The organism is Parabacteroides leei (genome assembly GCF_023369805.1).
Lineage (GTDB): Bacteria > Bacteroidota > Bacteroidia > Bacteroidales > Tannerellaceae > Parabacteroides > Parabacteroides leei.
The window spans coordinates 269,143-290,759 of sequence record NZ_JAMBQG010000005.1; the positions used below are offsets into that span (position 1 = coordinate 269,143).

The 21,617-nt window shown below is 45.8% G+C and carries 17 protein-coding genes; 3 read left to right on the top strand and 14 right to left on the bottom strand.

Features of this window, described 5'->3' with window-relative positions; genetic code table 11:
* Positions 1-34: 34 nt before the first annotated feature.
* The 5 genes from porK to M1P97_RS10070 all read right to left on the bottom strand — a co-directional run bounded on the left by porK (position 35) and on the right by M1P97_RS10070 (position 4,295).
* Positions 35-1,462 carry a T9SS ring complex lipoprotein PorK/GldK gene (gene porK / locus M1P97_RS10050; protein WP_195370330.1) on the bottom strand — a complete coding sequence of 476 codons (1,428 nt, stop codon included), beginning with the start codon at positions 1,460-1,462 and terminating at the stop codon, positions 35-37.
* Positions 1,463-1,465: 3 nt separating this feature from the next.
* Positions 1,466-2,410, bottom strand: coding sequence for a PorP/SprF family type IX secretion system membrane protein (locus M1P97_RS10055; protein WP_249388994.1), 945 nt, complete (start codon positions 2,408-2,410; stop codon positions 1,466-1,468).
* A gap of 154 nt (positions 2,411-2,564) precedes the next feature.
* A complete protein-coding gene (locus tag M1P97_RS10060; RefSeq protein ID WP_005633363.1) occupies positions 2,565-2,786 on the bottom strand; it encodes a DUF2795 domain-containing protein in 222 nt (73 codons plus the stop codon).
* A 73-nt stretch (positions 2,787-2,859) separates the two neighbouring features.
* Positions 2,860-3,423, bottom strand: coding sequence for a cob(I)yrinic acid a,c-diamide adenosyltransferase (locus M1P97_RS10065; protein WP_195370328.1), 564 nt, complete (start codon positions 3,421-3,423; stop codon positions 2,860-2,862).
* A gap of 80 nt (positions 3,424-3,503) precedes the next feature.
* On the bottom strand, positions 3,504-4,295 hold the full coding sequence (locus M1P97_RS10070; RefSeq protein ID WP_249388995.1) for an O-methyltransferase: 792 nt from the start codon (positions 4,293-4,295) through the stop codon (positions 3,504-3,506).
* A gap of 141 nt (positions 4,296-4,436) precedes the next feature.
* On the opposite strand from M1P97_RS10070, the gene M1P97_RS10075 reads away from it, so the two are divergent.
* From M1P97_RS10075 to M1P97_RS10085, 3 genes are all read left to right on the top strand, one after another.
* Positions 4,437-4,769: a hypothetical protein gene (locus tag M1P97_RS10075; protein ID WP_249388996.1), complete on the top strand. Its 333-nt coding sequence runs from the start codon at positions 4,437-4,439 to the stop codon at positions 4,767-4,769.
* 63 nt (positions 4,770-4,832) lie between these two features.
* On the top strand, positions 4,833-6,989 hold the full coding sequence (locus M1P97_RS10080) for a TonB-dependent receptor (RefSeq protein ID WP_249388997.1): 2,157 nt from the start codon (positions 4,833-4,835) through the stop codon (positions 6,987-6,989).
* Positions 6,986-7,453 carry a DUF4625 domain-containing protein gene (locus M1P97_RS10085; RefSeq protein ID WP_249388998.1) on the top strand — a complete coding sequence of 156 codons (468 nt, stop codon included), beginning with the start codon at positions 6,986-6,988 and terminating at the stop codon, positions 7,451-7,453. Before M1P97_RS10080 ends, M1P97_RS10085 begins: the two co-directional genes overlap by 4 nt.
* 78 nt (positions 7,454-7,531) lie before the next feature.
* On the opposite strand, the gene M1P97_RS10090 is transcribed toward M1P97_RS10085, so the two are convergent.
* The 9 genes from M1P97_RS10090 to nagA all read right to left on the bottom strand — a co-directional run bounded on the left by M1P97_RS10090 (position 7,532) and on the right by nagA (position 21,555).
* The gene (locus M1P97_RS10090; protein WP_249388999.1) at positions 7,532-8,899 is read right to left on the bottom strand and encodes a Gfo/Idh/MocA family protein; all 1,368 of its coding nucleotides are present in this window, start codon (positions 8,897-8,899) and stop codon (positions 7,532-7,534) included.
* 12 nt (positions 8,900-8,911) lie between these two features.
* The gene (locus M1P97_RS10095; RefSeq protein WP_249389000.1) at positions 8,912-10,492 is read right to left on the bottom strand and encodes a beta-N-acetylhexosaminidase; all 1,581 of its coding nucleotides are present in this window, start codon (positions 10,490-10,492) and stop codon (positions 8,912-8,914) included.
* A 26-nt stretch (positions 10,493-10,518) separates the two neighbouring features.
* On the bottom strand, positions 10,519-12,369 hold the full coding sequence (locus M1P97_RS10100; RefSeq protein WP_249389001.1) for a RagB/SusD family nutrient uptake outer membrane protein: 1,851 nt from the start codon (positions 12,367-12,369) through the stop codon (positions 10,519-10,521).
* Positions 12,370-12,396: 27 nt separating this feature from the next.
* Positions 12,397-15,567 (bottom strand): SusC/RagA family TonB-linked outer membrane protein, encoded by a 3,171-nt coding sequence (locus tag M1P97_RS10105; protein ID WP_249389002.1) that lies wholly within the window; start codon positions 15,565-15,567, stop codon positions 12,397-12,399.
* A gap of 30 nt (positions 15,568-15,597) precedes the next feature.
* Positions 15,598-16,593 carry a Gfo/Idh/MocA family protein gene (locus M1P97_RS10110; RefSeq protein ID WP_249389003.1) on the bottom strand — a complete coding sequence of 332 codons (996 nt, stop codon included), beginning with the start codon at positions 16,591-16,593 and terminating at the stop codon, positions 15,598-15,600.
* A 23-nt stretch (positions 16,594-16,616) separates the two neighbouring features.
* Positions 16,617-17,408 (bottom strand): 6-phosphogluconolactonase, encoded by a 792-nt coding sequence (locus M1P97_RS10115; RefSeq protein ID WP_394803898.1) that lies wholly within the window; start codon positions 17,406-17,408, stop codon positions 16,617-16,619.
* Positions 17,409-17,551: 143 nt separating this feature from the next.
* Positions 17,552-18,868 carry a sugar MFS transporter gene (locus M1P97_RS10120; protein WP_249389005.1) on the bottom strand — a complete coding sequence of 439 codons (1,317 nt, stop codon included), beginning with the start codon at positions 18,866-18,868 and terminating at the stop codon, positions 17,552-17,554.
* Complete coding sequence (locus tag M1P97_RS10125; protein ID WP_249389006.1) at positions 18,865-20,205, bottom strand: Gfo/Idh/MocA family protein; 1,341 nt, start codon at positions 20,203-20,205, stop codon at positions 18,865-18,867. Before M1P97_RS10125 ends, M1P97_RS10120 begins: the two co-directional genes overlap by 4 nt.
* Before the next feature lie 132 nt (positions 20,206-20,337).
* Positions 20,338-21,555 carry an N-acetylglucosamine-6-phosphate deacetylase gene (gene nagA / locus M1P97_RS10130; protein ID WP_249389007.1) on the bottom strand — a complete coding sequence of 406 codons (1,218 nt, stop codon included), beginning with the start codon at positions 21,553-21,555 and terminating at the stop codon, positions 20,338-20,340.
* Positions 21,556-21,617 lie beyond the last annotated feature (62 nt).

The window sequence follows — 21,617 nt, forward strand, 5'->3', positions numbered from 1 at the left end:
TTTAAGAGGGCGGGCAGACCCCGCCCCTACGTTATTACTTCTTTCCTTTTGAACGGGAGAACCCGACTTGTGTACGTGCGCAACGGAAACCGATGTACGAACGTGTTTCGTTCTGGAACTCGAATGTGCGCATATCCGAACGGATAAACTGTGCTACATCCTTCCATGAACCGCCGCGTACCACCTTCTTTTTCATGGCATACGGGTCTTCCTTGGCTGCATTGTAGCGCAGGTCCGGATTCATGTCGCTCATCTGGCTCGGGCCCGATTCCGAATACATGGTGGATGTCCATTCCGCCACGTTACCGGCCATGTCATACAGGCCGAATTCGTTCGGAGCGAATGAACCTACCCGTGAAGGGATCAGGTGTCCGTCTTCCGTATAGTTTCCTTTTCCGGGCTTGAAGTTTGCCATGAAACAGCCTTTGGCGTTCTGCAATTCGTCGGTTGCCCAGGGGTATTTGTTCTCGTTCTTTCCGGCACGTGCCGCATATTCCCATTCGCCTTCTGTCGGCAAGCGGAACGGCTCGATGGCCTGTCCGGACGGGAAGTTCAGGGATTGTTTGAACATATCTGTACGCCATACGCAGAAAGCGGTAGCCTGTTCCCAGGAGACACCTACTACGGGATAATCGTCGTATCCCGGGTGCTGGAAGTACATACGCATGTATGGCTCGTTGTAAGCATTGTTGAAGTCGTTTATCCAGCAGGTTTCGTCGGGATAAATATTTACGATGCGGGTATGGAGGAAATCCCAGGGGCCGCTGAGCGGACGGGTAAGGGTTTCGTTGATGATATTACCGTCATCGTCGATGTAGGCCGTATCTTTCGAGATTGTTACGATCTCGTTCGGGTTAACCTGGATGTCGGTGTTGCGCACGCGTTCGCCCGGATCTAGGCGATTCTTGCGAAGGGCGGCCGATGTATAGTCGTACCATTCGTATTTATAGACCATCTGTTTTTCGTCCAGACGTTTCTCTCCGGTGATCGGATGTACGTAGTATACGCTTTCGATAGCGCGCAACTCGTCTTCGTTCGCCCGTTTCCAGGGGATCGGACGGCTCCAGTCCAGATGCGGAGTCACGGGTTCGCCATACCGGTCTTCGGTGATCTTGAACAGGTCGTTGCCACCATAAGCAGGGTCGGCCAGGCGTTCGCGGATGATTGAGTCGCGTACCCAGTAGACAAACTGACGGTATTTGGCATTGGTTATTTCTGTTTCGTCCATCCAGAAGGCATCGAAAGAAACCCCTTTTGTTTCAGGATTGATCCCCCACAACGAGTCTTTGTCTGCCGGTCCCATTTCGAACGAACCTCTTTTGATCAGAACCATGCCATAAGGCGAGGGTTCATTAAAAGCCACTGACCGTACCCCGGTAACTTCTCCTCCCGCTCCGGAAAGGGATTTACCGCATGAGGTAAGCAAGGCTACTGCCATAAGTACTAATAATACTTTTTTCATATACTATAATATACGTACACTTTTATGTCTGTTCTTTCCTGTTTTTGTCTTCTTCAACTTCAACTGATACCTTACCACCACCTCGTGGCTGCCGGTACTTGCCTTTAATATCGCCGTGGTAGGGAAGTCGTAAGCATATCCGACTTGCAATCTGCCGAATGTGGCTCCCAATAATACTACTACCGATTCATTCACACGCCAGGAAAGACCTCCGTTAAACATTTTATTATATACCATCCGGGCGGTGATATCCGCCTGGAACGTCTGCATGTCCGTCTTCAGGAATACAGAAGGCTGTAATTCATACAACGGATTATTAAATTGAATATTGTATCCACCTGTCAAATTTAATCCGGTAGAGAGGTATGTATAAGCATTTTCTTCGAACTGCATCTCCGGTGCTGTCAGGTGGGTAGCTCCGAAACCGACGTAAAAATTCTTGTGTGTGTAGTAAACACCGGCATTTACGTCGAGGGCCATGGCCTGTACTGCGGTGCGGGGGATTGCTTCGTCTTCCTGCTGGTGATAATCGCTTTCAGGGATATATACTTTTGTTCCGTCGAAACCTTTGTTGAATATACCTCCCTGCAATCCGATGCTTAATGTTCCTCCGAACAGCTTCTGTTTGTAGGCATATTGGGCGGCGACTTTTGTATTCGTGAAAAGCCCGATACTTTCCGTATTGACAACCAGTCCTACGCCGTGGTTTGTTTTTCCGAACGTCAGCGGCATATCGGCGATCACGAAGAAGGAAGTTCCCGCCTGGGGCATGCCGATCCATTGCTGGCGGAAGAAGCCGAGCATGTTCAAGTCTCCTGTCGTTCCGGCATAGGCGGGGTTGTAATATCCCATGCCCAAAAAGTACTGGCTTAACTGCACATCGTCCTGGGCCCGCACGCCGGCCGTACAGGTAATCAATGCAATAATAAACAAGAAGACTCTCTTCATTTAAACTATAACTAACGTGGCGAAATAGGTTTCACCCCTACAATAACGCAGCAAAAAGGCATAAATTGTATTTATCGCAAAAAAACAAACGAGGCAGGGAACCTTGAAGGCCCACTACCTCGCTTTTATTTCAATACGTTGTGTTTACAGCACATCAATATTCTTCTTCGTTGAAGAAAAAGTCTTCTTTACTTGGATAGTCAGGCCAGATGTCTTCCATACATTCGTAGATCTCGCCTTCGTCTTCCATTTCCTGCAAATTTTCAATCACTTCCAGTGGCGCACCGGAACGTTGTGCATAATCAATCAACTCGTCCTTGGTTGCAGGCCAGGGTGCGTCTTCCAGTTTTGAAGCTAACTCTAATGTCCAATACATAGTTGTCTAGTATTAACAACTGTCCGAAGACAGTCAGGTTCTCATTTTTTCCGCAAAAATAAAACAATATTTCTTAGTTGCAAGTATAATCCCAAATAATTTCTTTGCCATTATTCTTTATACACTCTTTCCGGGCCAGAACAAACAGATAATCAGATAGTCTGTTCATGAAAATAAGTACAGGCTCTTCCACCGGATTTGTTTCGGCCAGGCGATAGATCTGGCGCTCTGCGCGACGGCAGACGGTACGGCAGACATGTGCCAGCGAGGCCGAACGGCTTCCTCCGGGCAGTATGAAATTTCTCATCTGGGGCAACTCACTGTCCAAGCGGTCTATTTCACGTTCGATACGGGTGATGCTTTCGGGGGTGACTTTGCTTTCTATTTTCAGCTCGGTCGTTTCCTGGTCGGTAGCCAGGTAAGAACCGATGGTAAACAGTTTATGCTGGATAAAAGAAAGAAAATCGATATCCGCCTGGTCGTCGAGGGCGGTGATAAGCAATCCGATGAATGAGTTCAGCTCATCCACCGTACCATAACTTTCTATGCGCTGGTGCGCCTTTGATACCCGTTGGCCTCCTACGAGGGATGTTTTGCCCTTATCACCGCCACCGGTATAAATAATACTTTTCTTCATATACTTCTTTTTTTATTCGATATTCTTAATATAGTGTCGTTGGTAGGGGCGGTTCGCGAACCGCCCTTACAGTACCGCCGTCAGAAGTAAACAATATAATCGCGTTTATGCAATTTCTTATTAAAGAATACGATACCCATCGAATAGAGGTCGATCGTTACTGTCACTTCCGGATGCGTACAGACTTCTTTCCAAAATTCCCTCATTTTACGACTGGCTTTGATGCCCTCAAAGACAAAGACTGAGCCGTCGTGTGCATACTTAATACATTCATTAAACAACCAAACGTTATTATGTTGTTCATATAAGCTATTAAAAAATACAAAATCTACCTGTTTTAGTTCTTCCAGCGCTTGAGGAAGCAGTTCATTGTTTGTTCCGGTACGCAGGTCGATCGGGTTGTGAGCCCCTTTTTCGTAAGCGATCCGGGCGATAGGCGCGAACTCCGGTACATTTTCCAGGGCGATACATTTTAATCCGGGTGCATAGGAGGTCAGGTAGAGGGTGGATAATCCCATCGACGGACCCAGTTGCAGTATATTCCGTGACTTGAAATAGTTGGTTAACCGGAAGAGCAATGCCCCGTGTTTGGGCTTGATCGCTTCGCGTTCCACTATTTCTCCGATCGTACGGCGGCGCAGTTTCCCTTTCTGTTGCCTGTCCGGATAGGTAATGATATCGTTCCGGAAAAGAAGCTGTTTCCGGATCAGCTCTATATCGTAAAAGCTATAATACGAACAACGTTCCTCGATCACCTTCGTTATCAGATTGAAGACGAAAGGCGAATGCACCCCGTAACCGCGGCGGTACCGTATGCCCCGGTATAAGAGTACGCTTTTGCGTAAGGTATTAGCTTTGGGTATGATCTGCATTTCTTATTTGTATTTGCCACACAAAAGTAAGATATTCTTGTTTATTGGCAATAATTAGCATCTAATGATTACAGCGGGAAAGAGAATATCTATATATTTGTCGTGGCAATAAGGATTATTTATCACTCCAACAGACCCATTGTGAAGGCAGAAAGAAGAAAACAGGTATTCCTGGCGTGGTCATTGCTTTTGGTCATGCTTCCGTTCTTCGTCGTGAAGATCGCGCATAGGCATGAACTGAAAGAGGTGACTTGCTGCACTGCTTCGCATGCCGATGAAGGGGAAGAACATTCTCAAAACCCCGACCACTGTCTGATTTGTAATTTCTTCCTTTCGCCGTTCCTCGAATCGTATTCACTTGATTTACATTTTATACTTGCGCTCAGTCCTGTCGAGCGTATTACTTTCCCGGGTAAGAAGGTTTTTCAGCTTTCTTATTCACCTAATCTCCGTGCTCCGCCTGCCTGTTGTTGACAGATGCCATTCGGCATCCCGTTAATTTTCAATTTATAATTATCAATTTTCAATTGTCAACTTATGCGTATCGGAATAATTCCGGGTATGCTGGTGGTATGCTGTATAGGTACCCTTCATGCCCAAGATCCCGACTCGCTCCGAAGTGTGTCGCTTTCCGAGATTGTGGTTACTGAAAACTACCAGTATCTGCGGAACAAGAATACGACACTCCATTTGGATGTGGTTGGGAAAGAATTTCTAAAAGAGCATTTCTCCGGCAATCTGATGCAGACCCTGGAACAACTTCCCGGGGTTCATTCGATGGATATCGGTTCCGGTTTTTCGAAACCGGTGATTCGTGGTATGGGCTTCAACAGGGTATCGGTGACGGAGAACGGTATCAAGCAGGAGGGCCAGCAGTGGGGAGCCGACCACGGGCTTGAAATAGATGCTTTCAATGTAGAACAGGTTAACATAAGGAAAGGGCCGGCTTCGCTCCTGTACGGGAGTGATGCGATGGGCGGGGTGGTCGAGATTACCCAGGCGGCGCCTCCGTTTGACGACCAGGTGTTCGGTGAGGTGGATTTGCTGGGAAAGTCGGTCAACGGGCTGTTCGGCGGCTCCCTGATGCTGGGTGTGAAGAAAGACCGTTGGTTCACGAAACTGCGTTATTCGGAACAGCATTTCGGCGATTACCGTATCCCGACGGATACGATCAACTACCTGACTCAGAAGATTCCTGTATATAACCGCCGGTTGAAGAATACGGCCGGCTTCGAGCGTGATGCGAGCTTATTTACCCAATACCGGAAGAACGGTTATATGGGAAATTATGCGGTCAGCAACGCTTATCAGAAGGTCGGTTTCTTTCCGGGTGCTCACGGCATTCCTGATCCGTTGCGGGTGGAGGACGACGGTAGCTCGCGGAACATCGAGCTGCCTTACAGTTTTGTCAATCACCTGAAGGTGACTACCCATCAGGAGTATGCCTGGGAGAAGCTATTGCTTCAGTGGGATCTGGGATACCAGAATAACCACCGGGAGGAATGGAGCTTGTTCCATACCCATTACGGCACGCAGCCTGTGCCCGACATAGATCCGGACAAAGAGTTGGCTTTTACCTTGAATACGTTCAGTTCGGGAGTGAAAGTGCGGCTTACCGGTTCTCAGGTTTGGGATCATAGCGCCGGCTGGGACTTGCAGTACCAGCGGAATACCATTTCGGGGTACTCGTTCCTGCTGCCGGAATATACTCGTTTTACAACAGGCTTCTCCTGGCTGACTACTTATAAACCGACGGATGTATTGTCTGTCAGCGGCGGACTGCGTTATGATATAGGTAAAACGGATATCAGCCCTTTCACGGATGCTTATCTGGCTACTTATCTTCAAGAGCAAGGTTACGACCAGGCAGTCATCGACGGGAATAAGGTACGCAGCCATGCGGTAGACAGGAGGTTCGGCGATTACTCCGCTTCGTTGGGTGTTGTCTGGTCGCCGGCCAGGGAGCATCTGGTGAAAGTCAATGTAGGGCATAGCTTCCGTTTGCCGGGAGCGAACGAGCTGGCCTCCAACGGGGTGCATCACGGCACTTTCCGGCATGAGCAGGGCGACCCGAACCTGGACTCCGAACGGGGCTGGCAGCTGGATATGGCTTATTCCTTCTTTGGAAAGTTCTTTTCGGTTACCTTTTCTCCGTTTGTCAGTTGGTTCAGCAACTATATCTATTTGAAGCCGACCGGCGAATGGTCCGTACTTCCACATGCCGGGCAGATTTACCGCTATACGGGAGCCGAGGCTCTTTTTGCCGGTGGGGAACTTTCGGCAAAGGTCGATCTGCCGTTGCATCTCAGTTATGAATTGGGAGGTGAGTATGTCTACACCTACAACTGTGACGAACATATACCGCTTAGTTTCTCTCCCCCGGGTTCCCTGCGGAACACGCTTTCGTGGGAGAAGAAACGGATGCGTTTTTATGTGGAGCATCAGTATATAGCCGATCAGAACCGGGTAGCCCGGAATGAAGATCCCACGCCGGGTGCGCAATTGTTGCATCTGGGTGCCGGCTTCCGTATTCCTATGGGCGGGACGGATATAGAGGTTACTCTGTCTGCCCGGAATTTACTGAATACGAAATATTACAATCACCTCAGTTTTTATCGGAAGGTAGAGATCCCGGAGCCGGGACGTAACTTCCAGTTATTAATAAAGATTCCATTTAAAAAATTACTCAAATGAAAACAGCATTTTATCTATCGATAGTTAGTATTCTGGCAGTAGCTGCCTTGTTTGTATCTTGTTCGGACGATGAAAAGGACGGCGACACGACAAAGCCGGTCATCAACCTGATCGAACCCGAAGAGGGAGCGATGTTGAAGCCGGGCTCTTCCATTCATTTTGAAATGGATCTGTCGGATAATGTGATGCTTGGCTCTTATAAGGTCGAGATACACAATAACTTCGACGGGCACGAACATACGAAAGCGGCGACAGGCGAGACGGTCGCTTTTGCATTTAACGGGTCATGGGATGTATCAGGCCAGAAGAATACGCATATCCATCACCATGACATAGAGATACCGGCCAACGCAACAGAAGGAAATTATCACCTGATGGTCTATTGCACGGATGCAGCCGGCAATGAGGCGTATGTAGCACGTAATATTGTGTTGAGCAAAGATGGAGAGACAGGGGGACATTAATCTTTAACACAGAAGAAAAAGAGACTGTCCGGTAATGTGAGGGCAGTCTCTTCTTTAATTTATCTATTCGATAACCGGTTATTCGTCTTTTGTAAAAGTAATGCCAGGAAGAGGTATTTCAAACTTCTTCAAGTCTACATCGACCAGCGCAATTTCTTCCGGTAGCGTATTCAGTGGTGAAGAAATTATTTGCTCCCAGGTATATTTTTTCCCTGAATAGGCTGATTCACGTGCCATGACAGCGGTTAGGGCGGACGTAGCGGCTGTTTCCGCTATATCCAGAACTATCCCTTCCCGAATATGGTTTATCAGCATGATATGTTCGAGCGTGTACATATCATGTACTTTGAACTTAGCTTTTGCTTCTTCACGGTCGTATTGCCAGATCACTTCACCGTTCCTGTCCCGAATGGAAAAGTCACAGCTGTGCCAGGAGCCTTTCTCTCCGTGGATGATGATACCGGCTCCGTTGTCGCAACCATCGATTCTCCGTACCATGCCATCTAATGTGACCCCATTCTCGTATTCAAAATGCATGCTGAAGTTATCGTATACATTCCCGATATTTTTACGTATCCTGGAGCCATAAGCTATGACGTTTATCGGTTTAGACATAGAGAACCAGTTAAATACATCGATCCAGTGAACCAGCATATTACTGATCTGGTCGCCATTTACCCAGTTCCAGTTGAAATGGCCGCGAATCATGTATTCCATATCTGTCCATTCGGGATGGCGTACGATGTGCTGGTCGCGTCCCGTGTGGTAATAGACATATCCGGATATGATCCGTCCGATCATTCCTTCTTGTACTTTCCGGAAGGAAGCGACAAATTGGCGGTCGAAATGGTATTGTGTACCGGGTAAGACACTGATACCTACGTTTAGAGCCTGTTTAGCTGCTGCCAGAAAGGTGCGGTAACCTGCCGGATCAATAGCTGCCGGTTTTTCAACAAAGACGTGTTTCCCTTTTTCTATGGCATATTTCATCTGTTCGGGGTGAAAACAGTTGGGAGAAGCTATCAATACAAGATCGACAGGTAGCTCGCAGACCTTCTGATAGGCATCGAAGCCGGTAAAACATAATTCGTCAGGGATATCCACGTTTTTTCCTGTTTTCAGTCGTTGCCGTCCAGTTTCCAGTTTATCAGGGAAAAGATCCGCCAAAGCCATTATCGACAGATGATCCCCTGCCTCTAAAAAGTTGAAAGCTGCTCCGATACCTCTCCCTCCGCAACCTATTAATGCTGCCTTTATCGGTTTTCCGTCAATCGCTTTATCCGGAAGTTCCGGTATATATAGCTCGTTGACGGGATGCAAAGAAATCTGTTTTTCCTTATCCGAACAGGAGGTGAGCAGTAAACCGGAGCCGATGCTGCTGCCCAAGCCCATAGTCATTATGCCAGCCAGGAAATTACGTCTGGTTAATCCATCTTCTGAAGCCATAGGAAATAAGGTTTAATTTACGATTCTATTCAGTGTTTCGAACATCGTATATAATTTCTCATTGCGTGTACGGTTTATTTCTGCGATCTCTTCGTCGTGTAGAAATCCTTTGTTCAAGGTGAGGAAACGTTTGTCCAGCATCTTTGCTTCCCGGATCAGCGGCTCCAGTTCTTTCAGGAATGTTTTAGTACTCTTCCGTTCAAATCGGTCTGACTGGTATCTGTTTTCTATCTCCTTAAAAATCAGGTATTGTACGCGTATATCGTTCATTAGACGCAAATGCTCGAACTCTGTATTATTTTTTTTCGGTTGCAATGCAGATAATTGTCTTTGCACGGCAATGGCATCAGTTTTCATCTCTTGGACAGATTTTCCTTTGGGATCTTTTCCTCGAGTGACCGTTTCCTGTGGTGCTTTCAGTGCTTGCCACAGTATTTCGCTTTCTTGTGAAGTAAAACCGAAGCGTTCCTGCCCGTATTTAACGACAAATGTCTGCGGGTCGATAGGAGTGTTGTTTTTTAGAGATTCCCCGTAGGCTGCAACCAGGATTCGGAAGCCTGATAACGGATATACATATCTGACAGGAAACATTTCGATGACTTCCCAGCCGGTATCGTAACTGAACCCATAAGTTCCGGATGTGGACCAGGAAGTCATGACCATTCCCTGATAACCGGCTTGGCGGGCATAAGGTATAAATGTTTTCTGGTTGTTGAAATGTTTTTCCCATTGTGTCAGATAGATATTATCCGGATGGCTTCGGATGGATGGGGCTCCCCAGAAAGTCACTCCGGCATTGAACAGGTTGTCCATATTTCCGAAATGATTACGGTCCCAGCCATAATTCCAGTCGACATAGATAATATCTTTAGGTAATTCATTCAGTGCTTCCGGGTATTTCAGGATGATATCAGCCCAAAGGACAGGTTGCTTTCCCATTGATTCGACAATTTCGCACATAGCCTTTACGTAATCGACAAAGAGTTTCGATTTGCCTTCTTTCTGTACTTTTTCAGCACATGCTTTGCAACTGCCTAACAAATAGGTTTCGTCACATCCGATATGGAAATAACGGGAAGGATGCAGTTCGGCCATTTCCTTGAATATTTCTGTGAATATGGGTTTGCATTCGTTTATTTTTGAAGGGCATACCTGTGATACCTCTTTCCTGTCTTCTCTCAGATGAGCATATCGGTTGTGGCGGAGAATGTATTCGGAGTGGCTGAAACAGTTTTGCAACGGGATTACATCGATACCGAGTGAGGTACAGTAGGAGATAAACGACTTTACCTCTTCACGTGTATAGGCATATTTGTTGGAGATGGTTGCATGTTTGTCGTAAGGAAAAGAACCTTCCCATTCCATAATGATCGTGTTGATGCCGAAGCCAGCCAGTTCTTTGGCAAAGCTTTTCAAAGCAGGCATGGTCATCACCTCGCAACGGAGATCGATGTGGAAACCTTTGATGGTGAAATCCTGTTTATTCATCGCCTCAGGCGATGAATAAACAGATGGACATAACGCGAAGGTAAGTAGTATCAGTATCCATATATACCTTAGGTTATGTATAGGATTTGTTGATGTGTTTTTCATATTCATGATTGTTTATAATTTGATATTTATAGAGTGGATAAGCCTGTTTCCGGAACTTCTGCCAATGGTGTTATATTCAACTCTGCTCCTGTATATCCGGGGTTTTGATTGATTCGTCCGGATGAATTACCATCGATATCGTTCTGTGGTATCGGCCACCAGATATGGTAAGGACTCATTTTAAATTCTGCCCCATTCAATGCTTTCACCCCTTTGTTATAGAAGTTTCCTCTATCCATAATCCGGTCGTAAAAGTAGTTATTTTGTGACAATGTGGCCATACTATAGGTTCTTCCTTTGTAGTCGGACTTACCTGTTCTTGCATATAACAATGCGATACGGGTTAACTCGATTTTGCGATTTTCTTCGTATAGCAGTTCGCGGGTACGTTCGTCCAACAGAGTTTCCATATTTATTTCTCCAACATTTAACGGAGCGGCGCCGGCACGGGTACGTACTGCATTGATATCGCGGGCTGCCGAAGCAGGATCGTCTTTCCATAAATAAGCCTCTGCACGTAACAGGTAAGTTTCAGCCAGGCGCATAATGTACATATCCGAATAACCTCCGTTATATTGGGCGGCTGTGGCTGCGTCGGGTTCTTCAATGTATAATTTGTAATGAGCCCATTCGCCCCAGTTTCTTAGCGTGTCGATACATAATAGCTGTCCGTCGTCGCTCCATAAACGTATCGGTTGGTGATAATATGGAGTTCCTTTGAGATCCGGATTATTATAGACGAGATCGGTCATTTTCATCCAGTTACCGGGGGCATGGCGCAGGTCGTTACTGTCGTCCCATACTCCATTCGAACTGTACCAAGTCAGGCGACAGCGTCCGATTCCACGGCCATAGATGCCGTTATAATCCAACTCGGGTTCCTTTAATCGTTTGTCGGACATACCAGGTTTCCCGTCAGGAGTTTGTATACGGTTGGTCGTATTGGCCCAGAACGGGACGAAGTTGCGCATAGACAATGTTTTTTGGGAGGATTTGGCTGTTTGATATTCGTAGCGGTCGAGTGTAGCCAATAATACCTCCTTGTTTTCCGTACTGTTTTTGTTCAGTGGGCGGTGTAAGTCCCAAAGAACATTTTTGGAATTATCAGAGGCATCGATACCGAAACGGTTGCTCATTAGGCTATAGCGTCCGTCATTGATGACGGAACTGGCTGCCTTTATTGCTTCATCGAATTCACCCAGTGTCAGACATATCTTTGCCAGCAACTGGTAGCAGGCTCCTTTGGACACACGGCCCCTGTCATTGTTTTCTGCAACCCATTGAGCTGCGAACTCCGTATCCGACTTGATCTTCTTTAGTATGCCGTCGCGTTCAACAGAGCAGAGGTTGGTGACTGGTGTTTCCACTTCTGTGAAGATAGCCGGTATGTCATTGAATAACATGCAGAGACGGTAATACCGGAAGGCTCTGTGCCATAAAGCCATACCCAGAATATTGTTACGTTCGGCTTCAGAACTGTATGTCGCATCGTCTATCCGGGTAATAACGGTATTGGCATAGCGTATCCCCAAATAATCGTTTGTCCAATACCAGTACATGCGATTAGTCTGATCCCAGTTATTGTTGGCTGTCGGTAGAATTTTCTCATTTAGGTTCTGAGCAGGTCCGGAGATGTCTGTTGTACCCAATACACATTGTTCCGAAAAAATCATAGCGGTAAGTAGAGGGGCGTGCTGTCCCACAAACTCTTCACGTAATAAACGGTCGCAGGAGGTGATGGAGCTCAGCATACCTTCTTTATCAATCAGGGTGTTACCCGGTGAATAGAATGACAGTGGATCCGGTTCCAACCAGGATTCGCTACAACTTGTAGCCAGAAGTATTATTGTCAGTGCTGCATATATTATTTTTTTCATGACTGAATCGTATTATTGAGTTAAATATTAGAATGTTACATTGATTCCCAGTGTGTAAGTACGGTTGGTACTGCTTACTGTGTTCGGGCTGTCCGGATTATAGGCTTCGGGATCATAGTATTCCCAGTCGGGAGCCCAACATGCGACATTTTTGATCGTACCGTATATGTTCATACCTTCGATATGGAATTTATTCAGGAATGATTTGGGTACGGTATAGCCGACCGAGATATTGTCTAAGCGAATGAATGACAGAGAACGGTAGAAATTAGCACCGATATTTTTATCATCCGAATACAGGCGGGCATATTCGTTCGTCGGGTTTTCGGCAGTCCAGTATGGGATTTTGAAGTAGTTTGTTTTTGTCAGTGTGCCTGCTTCAAAATGTTTTGCACGCTGGTAAGGAGCCTTATGTCCCCAATATGAATAGAGCATAAAAGAGAGATTCCAGTTTTTGAATAGGGTGAATTCATTACGCAGGGTCCAACGGAAACGTGGGGTCTTGTAGCCAAGGAATTCCTTGTCATTGTTATCGTAAATCTTATTACCGTCCACATCCTTGATCTTCATGTCGCCGGGTCGGAGACCGTACTCTGCGGCTTGTTCAGCTTCGTTTTCCTGCCATACACCGGTTACATTATATGTCCAGATAGAACTGATATCCTTCCCGATAAACCATTCGTTTTTGATATCGTCCATCTCTTTCCGGCCGACTACATTTCCGTTGTCATCCAGAATGTTTTCGTAATCACCGTATAGATGGTTTACTTTGTTCCTGTTCAGGGAAAAGTTGAAGGTGGTATTCCACTGGAAGTTCCTGTTATCAATATTGAGCGTTCTCAAAGCGATCTCAAACCCGGTATTCTGTACTTCACCCAGGTTGGCCATTACTTCACCGAAGCCGATCGTTTCTGTCAGACTGCGGTTAATCAGTAAGTCGGAGGTCGTCATTTTGTATACATCGATATTTCCTGAAATGCGGCTGTCGAGAATACCGAAGTCGAGACCGAAGTTAAAGGAGCTCGTTGTTTCCCATTTCAGGTTTTTATTAGCCATTGTTTTTACATATACAGAGTTCGATAAATTAATATTACCGTTTAGCGTCTGGTATAGATACTGGTCGGTATTCATTTCTGCTAAAGCAGCATACATACCGATATCCCTGTTCCCGTTCTTACCCCATGAGACACGGAGCTTACCGAAATCCATTGCAGAAAATTTGAAAAACGGTTCTTCTGTAAACACCCATCCTAGGGCAACGGAAGGGAAGGTGGCATGTGGGTTGGATACACCGAATGCAGAGTAACCGTCACGTCTGATGGAGGCTGTAAGCATGTATTTCTTGTCGAATGAGTAAAACACACGGCCCATCAGGGCGTCCCCTGTATTTCTGGTATCGTTGGATGAAATGGCGGGGACTGTACCCGCCTGCATCCGATGATATCCCAACACGTCACTGGGTGCAAATTGCTGGGTAGTCTGTATTTCCTGCCAGGCTTGGTTTTCCTCGGCATTCTGTAATAACGTGACTTCCATCTGGTGTTTGTTTGCAAAGGTATGTTCCCAACGGATCAGATTGTCCACCTGCCAGTTATATGCCATTTCACTTCTTCGTTCGGCATCTCCTCCGAAAGATTTCCATACGGGATGCTGTGACGAACGGTGGTTCCTGTAGTTGTACAGTAACAGGCGCGGAGAGAAATTCACCTGGTATGAAATACCGAATGGTAGTTTGATTTTTGCATACATTGTCCCGGTGAAGGAGTTACGTATAGCGGAACGGTCAATGAATGAATCATTGTAGGCCGAGTTGATGGAACTTGCGTTGTCTATTCCTGTCGGATAAAGCATTGGATTTCCATCCAGATCAGTAGGAGTGGAGTAAGGGGTATTTGCCCATATCTGGTTTACACTACGTGGAATGGCTCCCTGGTCGCGGTAAGAATATTGTACGTTCACACCGGCGGAGAACCAACTGGTGACGTCGAAATCCAGTTTCAGGCGGCTTCTATAGGATTTGTATTTATCGCCGATAACGATACCCTCGTTGTTAAGATATCCTAGTGACCAGTAGTAACTTACTTTATCTTTCTTTCCGGAGATATTGACATTGTAATCCTGGCGAAATGCTTTCTGGTAGGTCTCATCATACCAGTCGAATGTTCTTCCGGCGAAATAATTATCGATTTCCGGTTCAAATAATCCTAGTCGGACCAGCCAATCGTATTCATAATTGCCGGTAGTGGGGCGGTAGGAGATCCAGTCTTCCAGGGTTACTCCTGCCGGGAGATTGTTCGGGTTCGAGAATTCGCCCGGTTTATGATCTTCGAAAATGCTTTCCTGTACATTTTCCCTCCAGGCGAGGTATTCTTTGGGATTGTATACGTCCATCTTCTTTGCCAGGGTTGCGATACCTACGCTGGCATTGAATTGAACGGTAGGTTTTTCGGCAGATCCTTTTTTCGTTGTAATCAGCACGACACCGGCTGCTGATTTCGCTCCGTATACGGCTGCCGAACTTGCATCTTTCAAAACGTCGATCTGGGCGATATCATTGGGATTGATCTCATCGAGACTGCCGTAGTAAATAATACCGTCTACAACCAATAAAGGTTCGTTGCTGGCTTTGATGGAGCGTTTCCCGCGAATTTCCATACTACCGCCTCCTTTGGCTGAGTTGTCGAGCCCGATATTCAATCCGGCAACATTTGCTCTCAATATGTCTTGTACGGTAGCCGGACGTTCCTTTTCCAGTGAAGTAGCCTTAACTTGGGTCACTGCACCTGTCAGGTCTCTTTTCTTTTGGACACCATAGCCCACAACGACTACTTCTTCCAGATTCAATACTTCTTCTGTTAGGGATACATTGATGGTCCTTTGTTTTTTTACGGGAACTTCTTTGGTGACATATCCGATGAAAGAAAAGGCCAACACCGAATTTTCATTCGTTACACTTATGCTGTATTGGCCGTTGACATCGGTTATCACTCCGTTGGTAGTCCCTTTTTCCATTACATTTACACCTGGTATCGCATCACCGTTGTTGTCGGTGACGGTACCTGTTACTGTTTGTTTTTGCTCGATAGCAGAAGTGTTGTTCATTGTTTCTTCTGCGAAAACCGGTACTATGGTCGTAAGCAGGAAGGCCATAACTAATAGATTTAATACCAGTCTTTTTGCATTGTTGATTTTTTTCATACCATCGTACTTTTAAGATTAATAAACTTCCTAATCCTTTGCTGAGGATAATGCTTTTTCATAAATATCTATTGTATTCACAGGCTTGCCGCCTTGCCGGATACTTTCATTGGCTGTTTCCATGAATGTGTATATCTCTATCGTTTCCTCTTTACTGACAGGTGCTATGCCCGTACGGAAAAAAGTAAGGATGGACTTCAACAGTCCTTCGTAGCCTTCATATCCTCCGGCGGGTACAACTTTCTTTGTACAGATTGCCGTACCACCGTATGTATGTGCACTGTTCCGTAGCCCGCGAAAGGTTCCTATTCTTCCGTCTTCCCATAGTCCGACAGCCAGGTCTGTGCTTTCGTTCGAGGTGCAGGAGACAGATGTACATCCGATCCCCATCAGCGTATACAATATTTCTATTCCATGAATTCCATACCAGAAAAATCCGGCGTGTGAGGGTTCGTTCGTACAGGGAGAGTAGCAGTCTGCACCGGCGACTTTCCCTTCCGGTCCGTTTCCGGCTCTTAATTCCAAGTTCCGGGGGGAAAAGCGTAATGCCGATGATGAAAAAATGGGAACCTGTTTTTTTTCTGCCATTCCGTAGATACTCAGTACATCGGATAACTGTGCAGCAACCGGTTTATCGATGAATAGGGGTTTACCATTATTTATCACTTCTTTTGCCTGTTCGAGGTGCAAAGTCCCATCATTTGTTTCTAACAATACACAGTCTACCTCTTTCAGAAGTTCCGAGATCGATGAAGTTATACTTACTCCGTGTTTCCGGGCTGTTTCCGTATATTGGGGAATGCGGCTATAACTGGACTCGATGGTTCTGGAACCGTATGGATAGGCGGCTACTATTTTGAAACCGGTATAATCTGGTTGCGGGCTCTCTCCGTTTATTAATTTGATAAAAGCTTCGGAGTGAGAGGTGTCCAGTCCGATAATGCCTAATCGGATGATCTCTTGCGGATGAAGTGAAGTTATGGCAAGAAACTGGATAACGAGCAATAATAATACATTCCGTTTCATAAGCTGTTCTTTTTAGGGATTTGTTAATTATTTTCCTGTATTTCTACAGGTAGAAGCGAAGCGCTCTCCATATCCAGATATAACCGGGCGTTTTCTTTTTCGCGCAGGATCGTAGAGGGATATTCTTCACATAGAGGAGCATATAAGGTATTGTAAACAGCCTCTGCCTTTGTGGAGGCTGGGACGATACAGAATGTATATGCTGCAGACATCAGGATCGGGATGGTGAGCGTGAATGCTTGTGTGGGGACTTCGTCGAGAGATTGAAAACAACCGTCGTGCACCTGCTGTTCCCTGCATTGGGGGGCAAGGTCGACTACCTTCATCCAGTCTTTGTCGTTGAAATCGGCTACATGCGGATCGTTGAAAGCGATATGTCCGTTTTCCCCTATTCCCATACAAACGATATCGATCGCTCGTTCAGACAGCAGGTGGGTATAGCGTTCGCATTCGGCTTCAAAACCGTCTTTCTTCACTTGTATATAATAGACCTGTTTGAAGGCTACTTTCGAGAATATATGTTCACTCAGGAAATTGCCGAACCCTTGCGGAGCATTGGGATCTAATCCGATATACTCATCCATGTGGAAAGCGTTGATCCGGTTCCATACGATCGATTTATCAGCAATGAGTGCTGCTAGGAAATCATTTTGTGAGGGAGCGGCGGCAAAGATCATATTGATCTCTTCCTTCTCTTTTAATAATTTGCATATAGCCTGCGCAACATCCGATGCCGCACTTTTTCCCATAGATTGCCTGTCAGGGAATACCTGTACAGTAAGCTTGTTCTTTTTTAAATTTATCATATTGACTATTTTAGATTTATACTGTTAGCTAACGTGATCTTTCCGTTTGTTTCACTTGTTTCATGCTGGTGAAACATTTGTTCCTCTTAGGTGAAACATTTGTTTCATCAGGAAGAAACTGTTATTAGGCTATAGGAAGTCGGTGCTTGTATTTATACTTTTGATGACCAACTTACGATGCGATATCCCCAGACGGCATACCATATCAGATATAAATAGCAAGGTATCAATACCCAATATCCAGCTTGCAAAGAAGTCATGTCTGCCAGTTTGCCGTAAACAAGGGGAAGGATGGCATTTCCGCATAATGCCATAACCAGCATGGATGAACCAATTTTGGTGAAACGCCCTAGATTCCGGATGGCGTGGGGCCAGATACCAGCATATATCAAAGAGTTCGGTAAACCGAGGGAAGCCAGTAACCAGATGGATAAACCTGCATTATGTCCTAGTAGGGAAATATTCGTATGGGTGAAAATTACTCCCAGTGAGAGGACGAGTCCTAAAATCGTACAAACGATCAATGCATTTTTCTGGGATATAAAACGCGGGATCAACAGGATTCCCAGCAGGTAGCCCAGAATTGTTGCTCCAAGCGTATAGGAAGGAAAGAACTTAGCGTTCAAAAGTCCTACGCCCATAGAACCTGCATAACTGATGATTGTATCTATGGCCACAACTTGTGTCCCGACATGCAGGAACAGGGCCAATACGCCGAGTAGCAGGTAGGGGAATTGAAAGACGGAGGTTTTTCCACAATTGGCGGTTGCTACCTCTTCATTCTCCTCTTCAGGGTTGATGTCCGGTAATTTTGATTTATAGATAAACAATCCGATTGTGAGAAGGGTGAGGCTAAGTATGCTGTAAGGAAGTATAACTCCACGTATGAGTTCATCGAGTGCTGCTTCCTTTTCCATGCCGTTGAGGAGTCCGGATTCGACGAGTGTCAGGATATTCTGGCTTTTCCCCAACACGACTGCAGCAAAGATGATAGGTGAAACGATACCGGCGAACTTGTTGCATACACCCATTATGCTGATGCGCCGGGCTGCTGTTTCAATGGGACCGATGATCGTGATATATGGATTTGCTGCAGCTTGCAGAACTGACAATCCTGTACCCATCGTGAATAGGCCGGTAAGGAATATCCAGTATACTCTGTCCAGTGCAGCGGGTACAAATAGCAAAGCTCCTGCTGCCAGACAAAAGAAGCCGTACATCATCCCTTTTTTGTATCCTGTCTTTTTTAACAGGTAGGCAACCGGAACCGACATGATGAGATAGGCTATATAGAAAGCGAATGTAACAAAATATGATTGATAATTTGTCAATTCGCAGGCAATCCTGAAGTAAGGAATCAGTATCGAGTTGACCCATGATACAAAGCCTATGATAAAGAATACGATTCCGATGATAATGATTCCTGTTATGACTTGTCTTTTTTCTGTTGCATGATAATTGTTTGTCATAATTTTACCTCCCATCCTTCTTGATAAGTTCTTCCCCAGTATTTATCCGCAATTTGTTTGTTTCTGATATGTCCGTTAGTCGGATCTGTTTCCAGTTTTTCTCCTGAACATTGGGCTATATTTCCCAACTGGACGAGTAATGTACTTATGTGGCCGGACTCTATTCCCGCATTTAGCTTTTCTCCTTTTTTGATTGCATCGAAGAAGTTTTGGATATGGATTGCATCCAATTGTTGCGCCGGATCCATTCGGTTGCGGGGATCGGTTTGTATCTTACTTTCCACCTCGCGGATGATCTGGTTTTTATGGTCCATGATTTTGTAATAATTACCTCCTCCGATTAGCAGGTTGGCTTTCTCCCCGTAGAAAAGTGCACCGACGGAATTGCCTTCTATTTTAAAAGCATTGCAACAGTGTCCTTCCCAGATTATTGACTTCTTGTCTCCGAAATTTATATTGATGACTTGTGTGTCAGGAGTTTCCCAGTCGTCTTGATAATAGTAACGTCCCCCCGTGGATTGTACGGAAGTCGGGTAATCCACTTCCATACCCCATCGTAGCAGGTCTATCATATGGGTTCCGTTGTTTAAGGCTTCACCGGTGCCCCATTGCCAGAACCAGTGCCAGTTATAATGAATGATATTATCCTTGTAGGTTGTTCGTGGGGCCGGTCCCTGCCACAAGTCCCAATCGAGCCAGTCGGGGACGGGAACTTCTTTTCCTTTGCCTATAGGGGCACGGTTGTTCGTATACCATGATTTGCCGAAATAAACTTTTCCTATTGTTCCGGATTTGATCTCATTGATCGCTTCCACAACATTGGGCCATGAACGGCGTTGGTTTCCCATCTGTACGACCTTGTCGTATTTTTGTGCGGCTTGGATCAATATTTCGCCTTCTTCTGGAGAGTGGCTGCATGGTTTTTCAAGGTAAACATGCTTTCCGGCTTTCATTGCCAGTAAGGCTGCCGGGGCATGCCAATGGTCCGGAGTTGCTATTACTACAGCATCCAAGTCTTTCTTTTCAAGCATAAGACGCAGGTCTTTATATCCTTTCGGAGTTGTGTTGCTGGTGTTTGTAACTTCTGTGATACACTTGTCTAAAGCCCTGGAGTCAACATCACAAATGTGTTTTACCATGCAGTTTTCTTGCTTGGCAAAATTCCGGGCTAAAGCGGCTCCACGGGAGTTTACTCCTATGCAACCGATCAGGATCCGGTCGTTTGCTCCTACTATGTTTGCATAACTTTTTGCACTGAACCCAGGCAACACGCCACCGAATGATAACATAGCCGTACCGGCTACTGCTTTTTTTATAAAACTGCGTCTCGTTGTCATACTGATTAATTTTAAATGAATCTCAATACGACAAAAGTAAAAGGATGAATTATTCATTTTCTCCCATCTTGCGAAATAAAATCCTCAAAATGCGTCAGAATGGAGAGGCCAGTAATAATGTCTGGGAAGAAGTTATGCTTGGTAAACCGTCTGTCCGTTTATGATGGTACGTGATATCCTGATCTGATTGTCGAATAAAAGAATATCAGCCGTTTTACCTACTTCTAAAGAACCGATCCTGTTTTCCATATGAAGAATACGGGCCGGCGTTGCCGTCATCATTTTTACTGCATCTGTTAAGGAGACTTCTGCCAGTTGAACCATTGTCCGGACCAGACGGTCTGCAGTTGCCACGCTGCCGGCAAAAGCACTTCGGTCGAGTAGTTTGGCTACTCCCTCTTCTACCATTACAGTTTGTCCTTCCTTTAAACTTCCTAATTTATATATCCCTTCCGGCATTCCGGCGCCGCGCATGGAATCGGTAACCAATGCTATTCTGTCTGCTCCTTTGAATTTATGTATAAGTTGAAGCAAGCTTTTGGGGAGGTGAATACCGTCGGCAATGATTTCTACATCCATATCCTCCAGTAAGAAAGCGGCTTCTACAGCGCCCGCATAACGGAGTGCATTCCGGCGGATAACGGTCTGCATACCTGAGTAGAGGTGCGTCATCAGGGAGTATCCGGCCTTATAGGCTTCCATGACCTCTTCACAAATGGCATCCGTATGTCCGACGGATGGGATTATTTGTTTTTTTTTCAATAGTTTACCCAAGTAGAGGGCACCGTCGAGTTCGGGGGCTATACTCCAACGAATGATATCGTCAGTGGCATTCAATATACTGGTGTAATGTTCGGGAGTCGGTGTCTTTAGATTGGCGGGATCTTGCGCACCACGTTGGCTATAGGCGAAGTACGGACCTTCCAGATGGATGCCCAGAAACTTTGCACCTTTCGTGTTTTGTCTTTTTGCCTGGCGGTAGATTTCAAAAGTGTGGAAGAGCTCCTCGTCAGGACAGGTCAGTGTGGTGGGTAAAAGGGCGGTTGTACCGTAGCGGGCATGTGTGTTGGCTACGGTAAGGTAAGCATCTACCGTACCGTCCATGAAATCGGCGCCTCCTGCTCCATGTGTATGAAGGTCGATGAATCCGGGAGATATATACTGTTGTCCGGCATCGATGATTTCATCGATATCATCCGATGACGGCTGGCCTGTGCCAATAGCAGTTATCATATCATTTTCAATGATGATATAACCATTTTCCAGAATATTGTCAGTCTGGATTAATTTTCCGTTGCTAATGAGCCTGCGGACTGCTTTTTTTCCGTGTGATGCTGATATTGTTTTCATATGGCACTGTCTTTATTGTTCAAACAGTACAAAGTAAGTAGAATGATTCTTCTTTTTATATG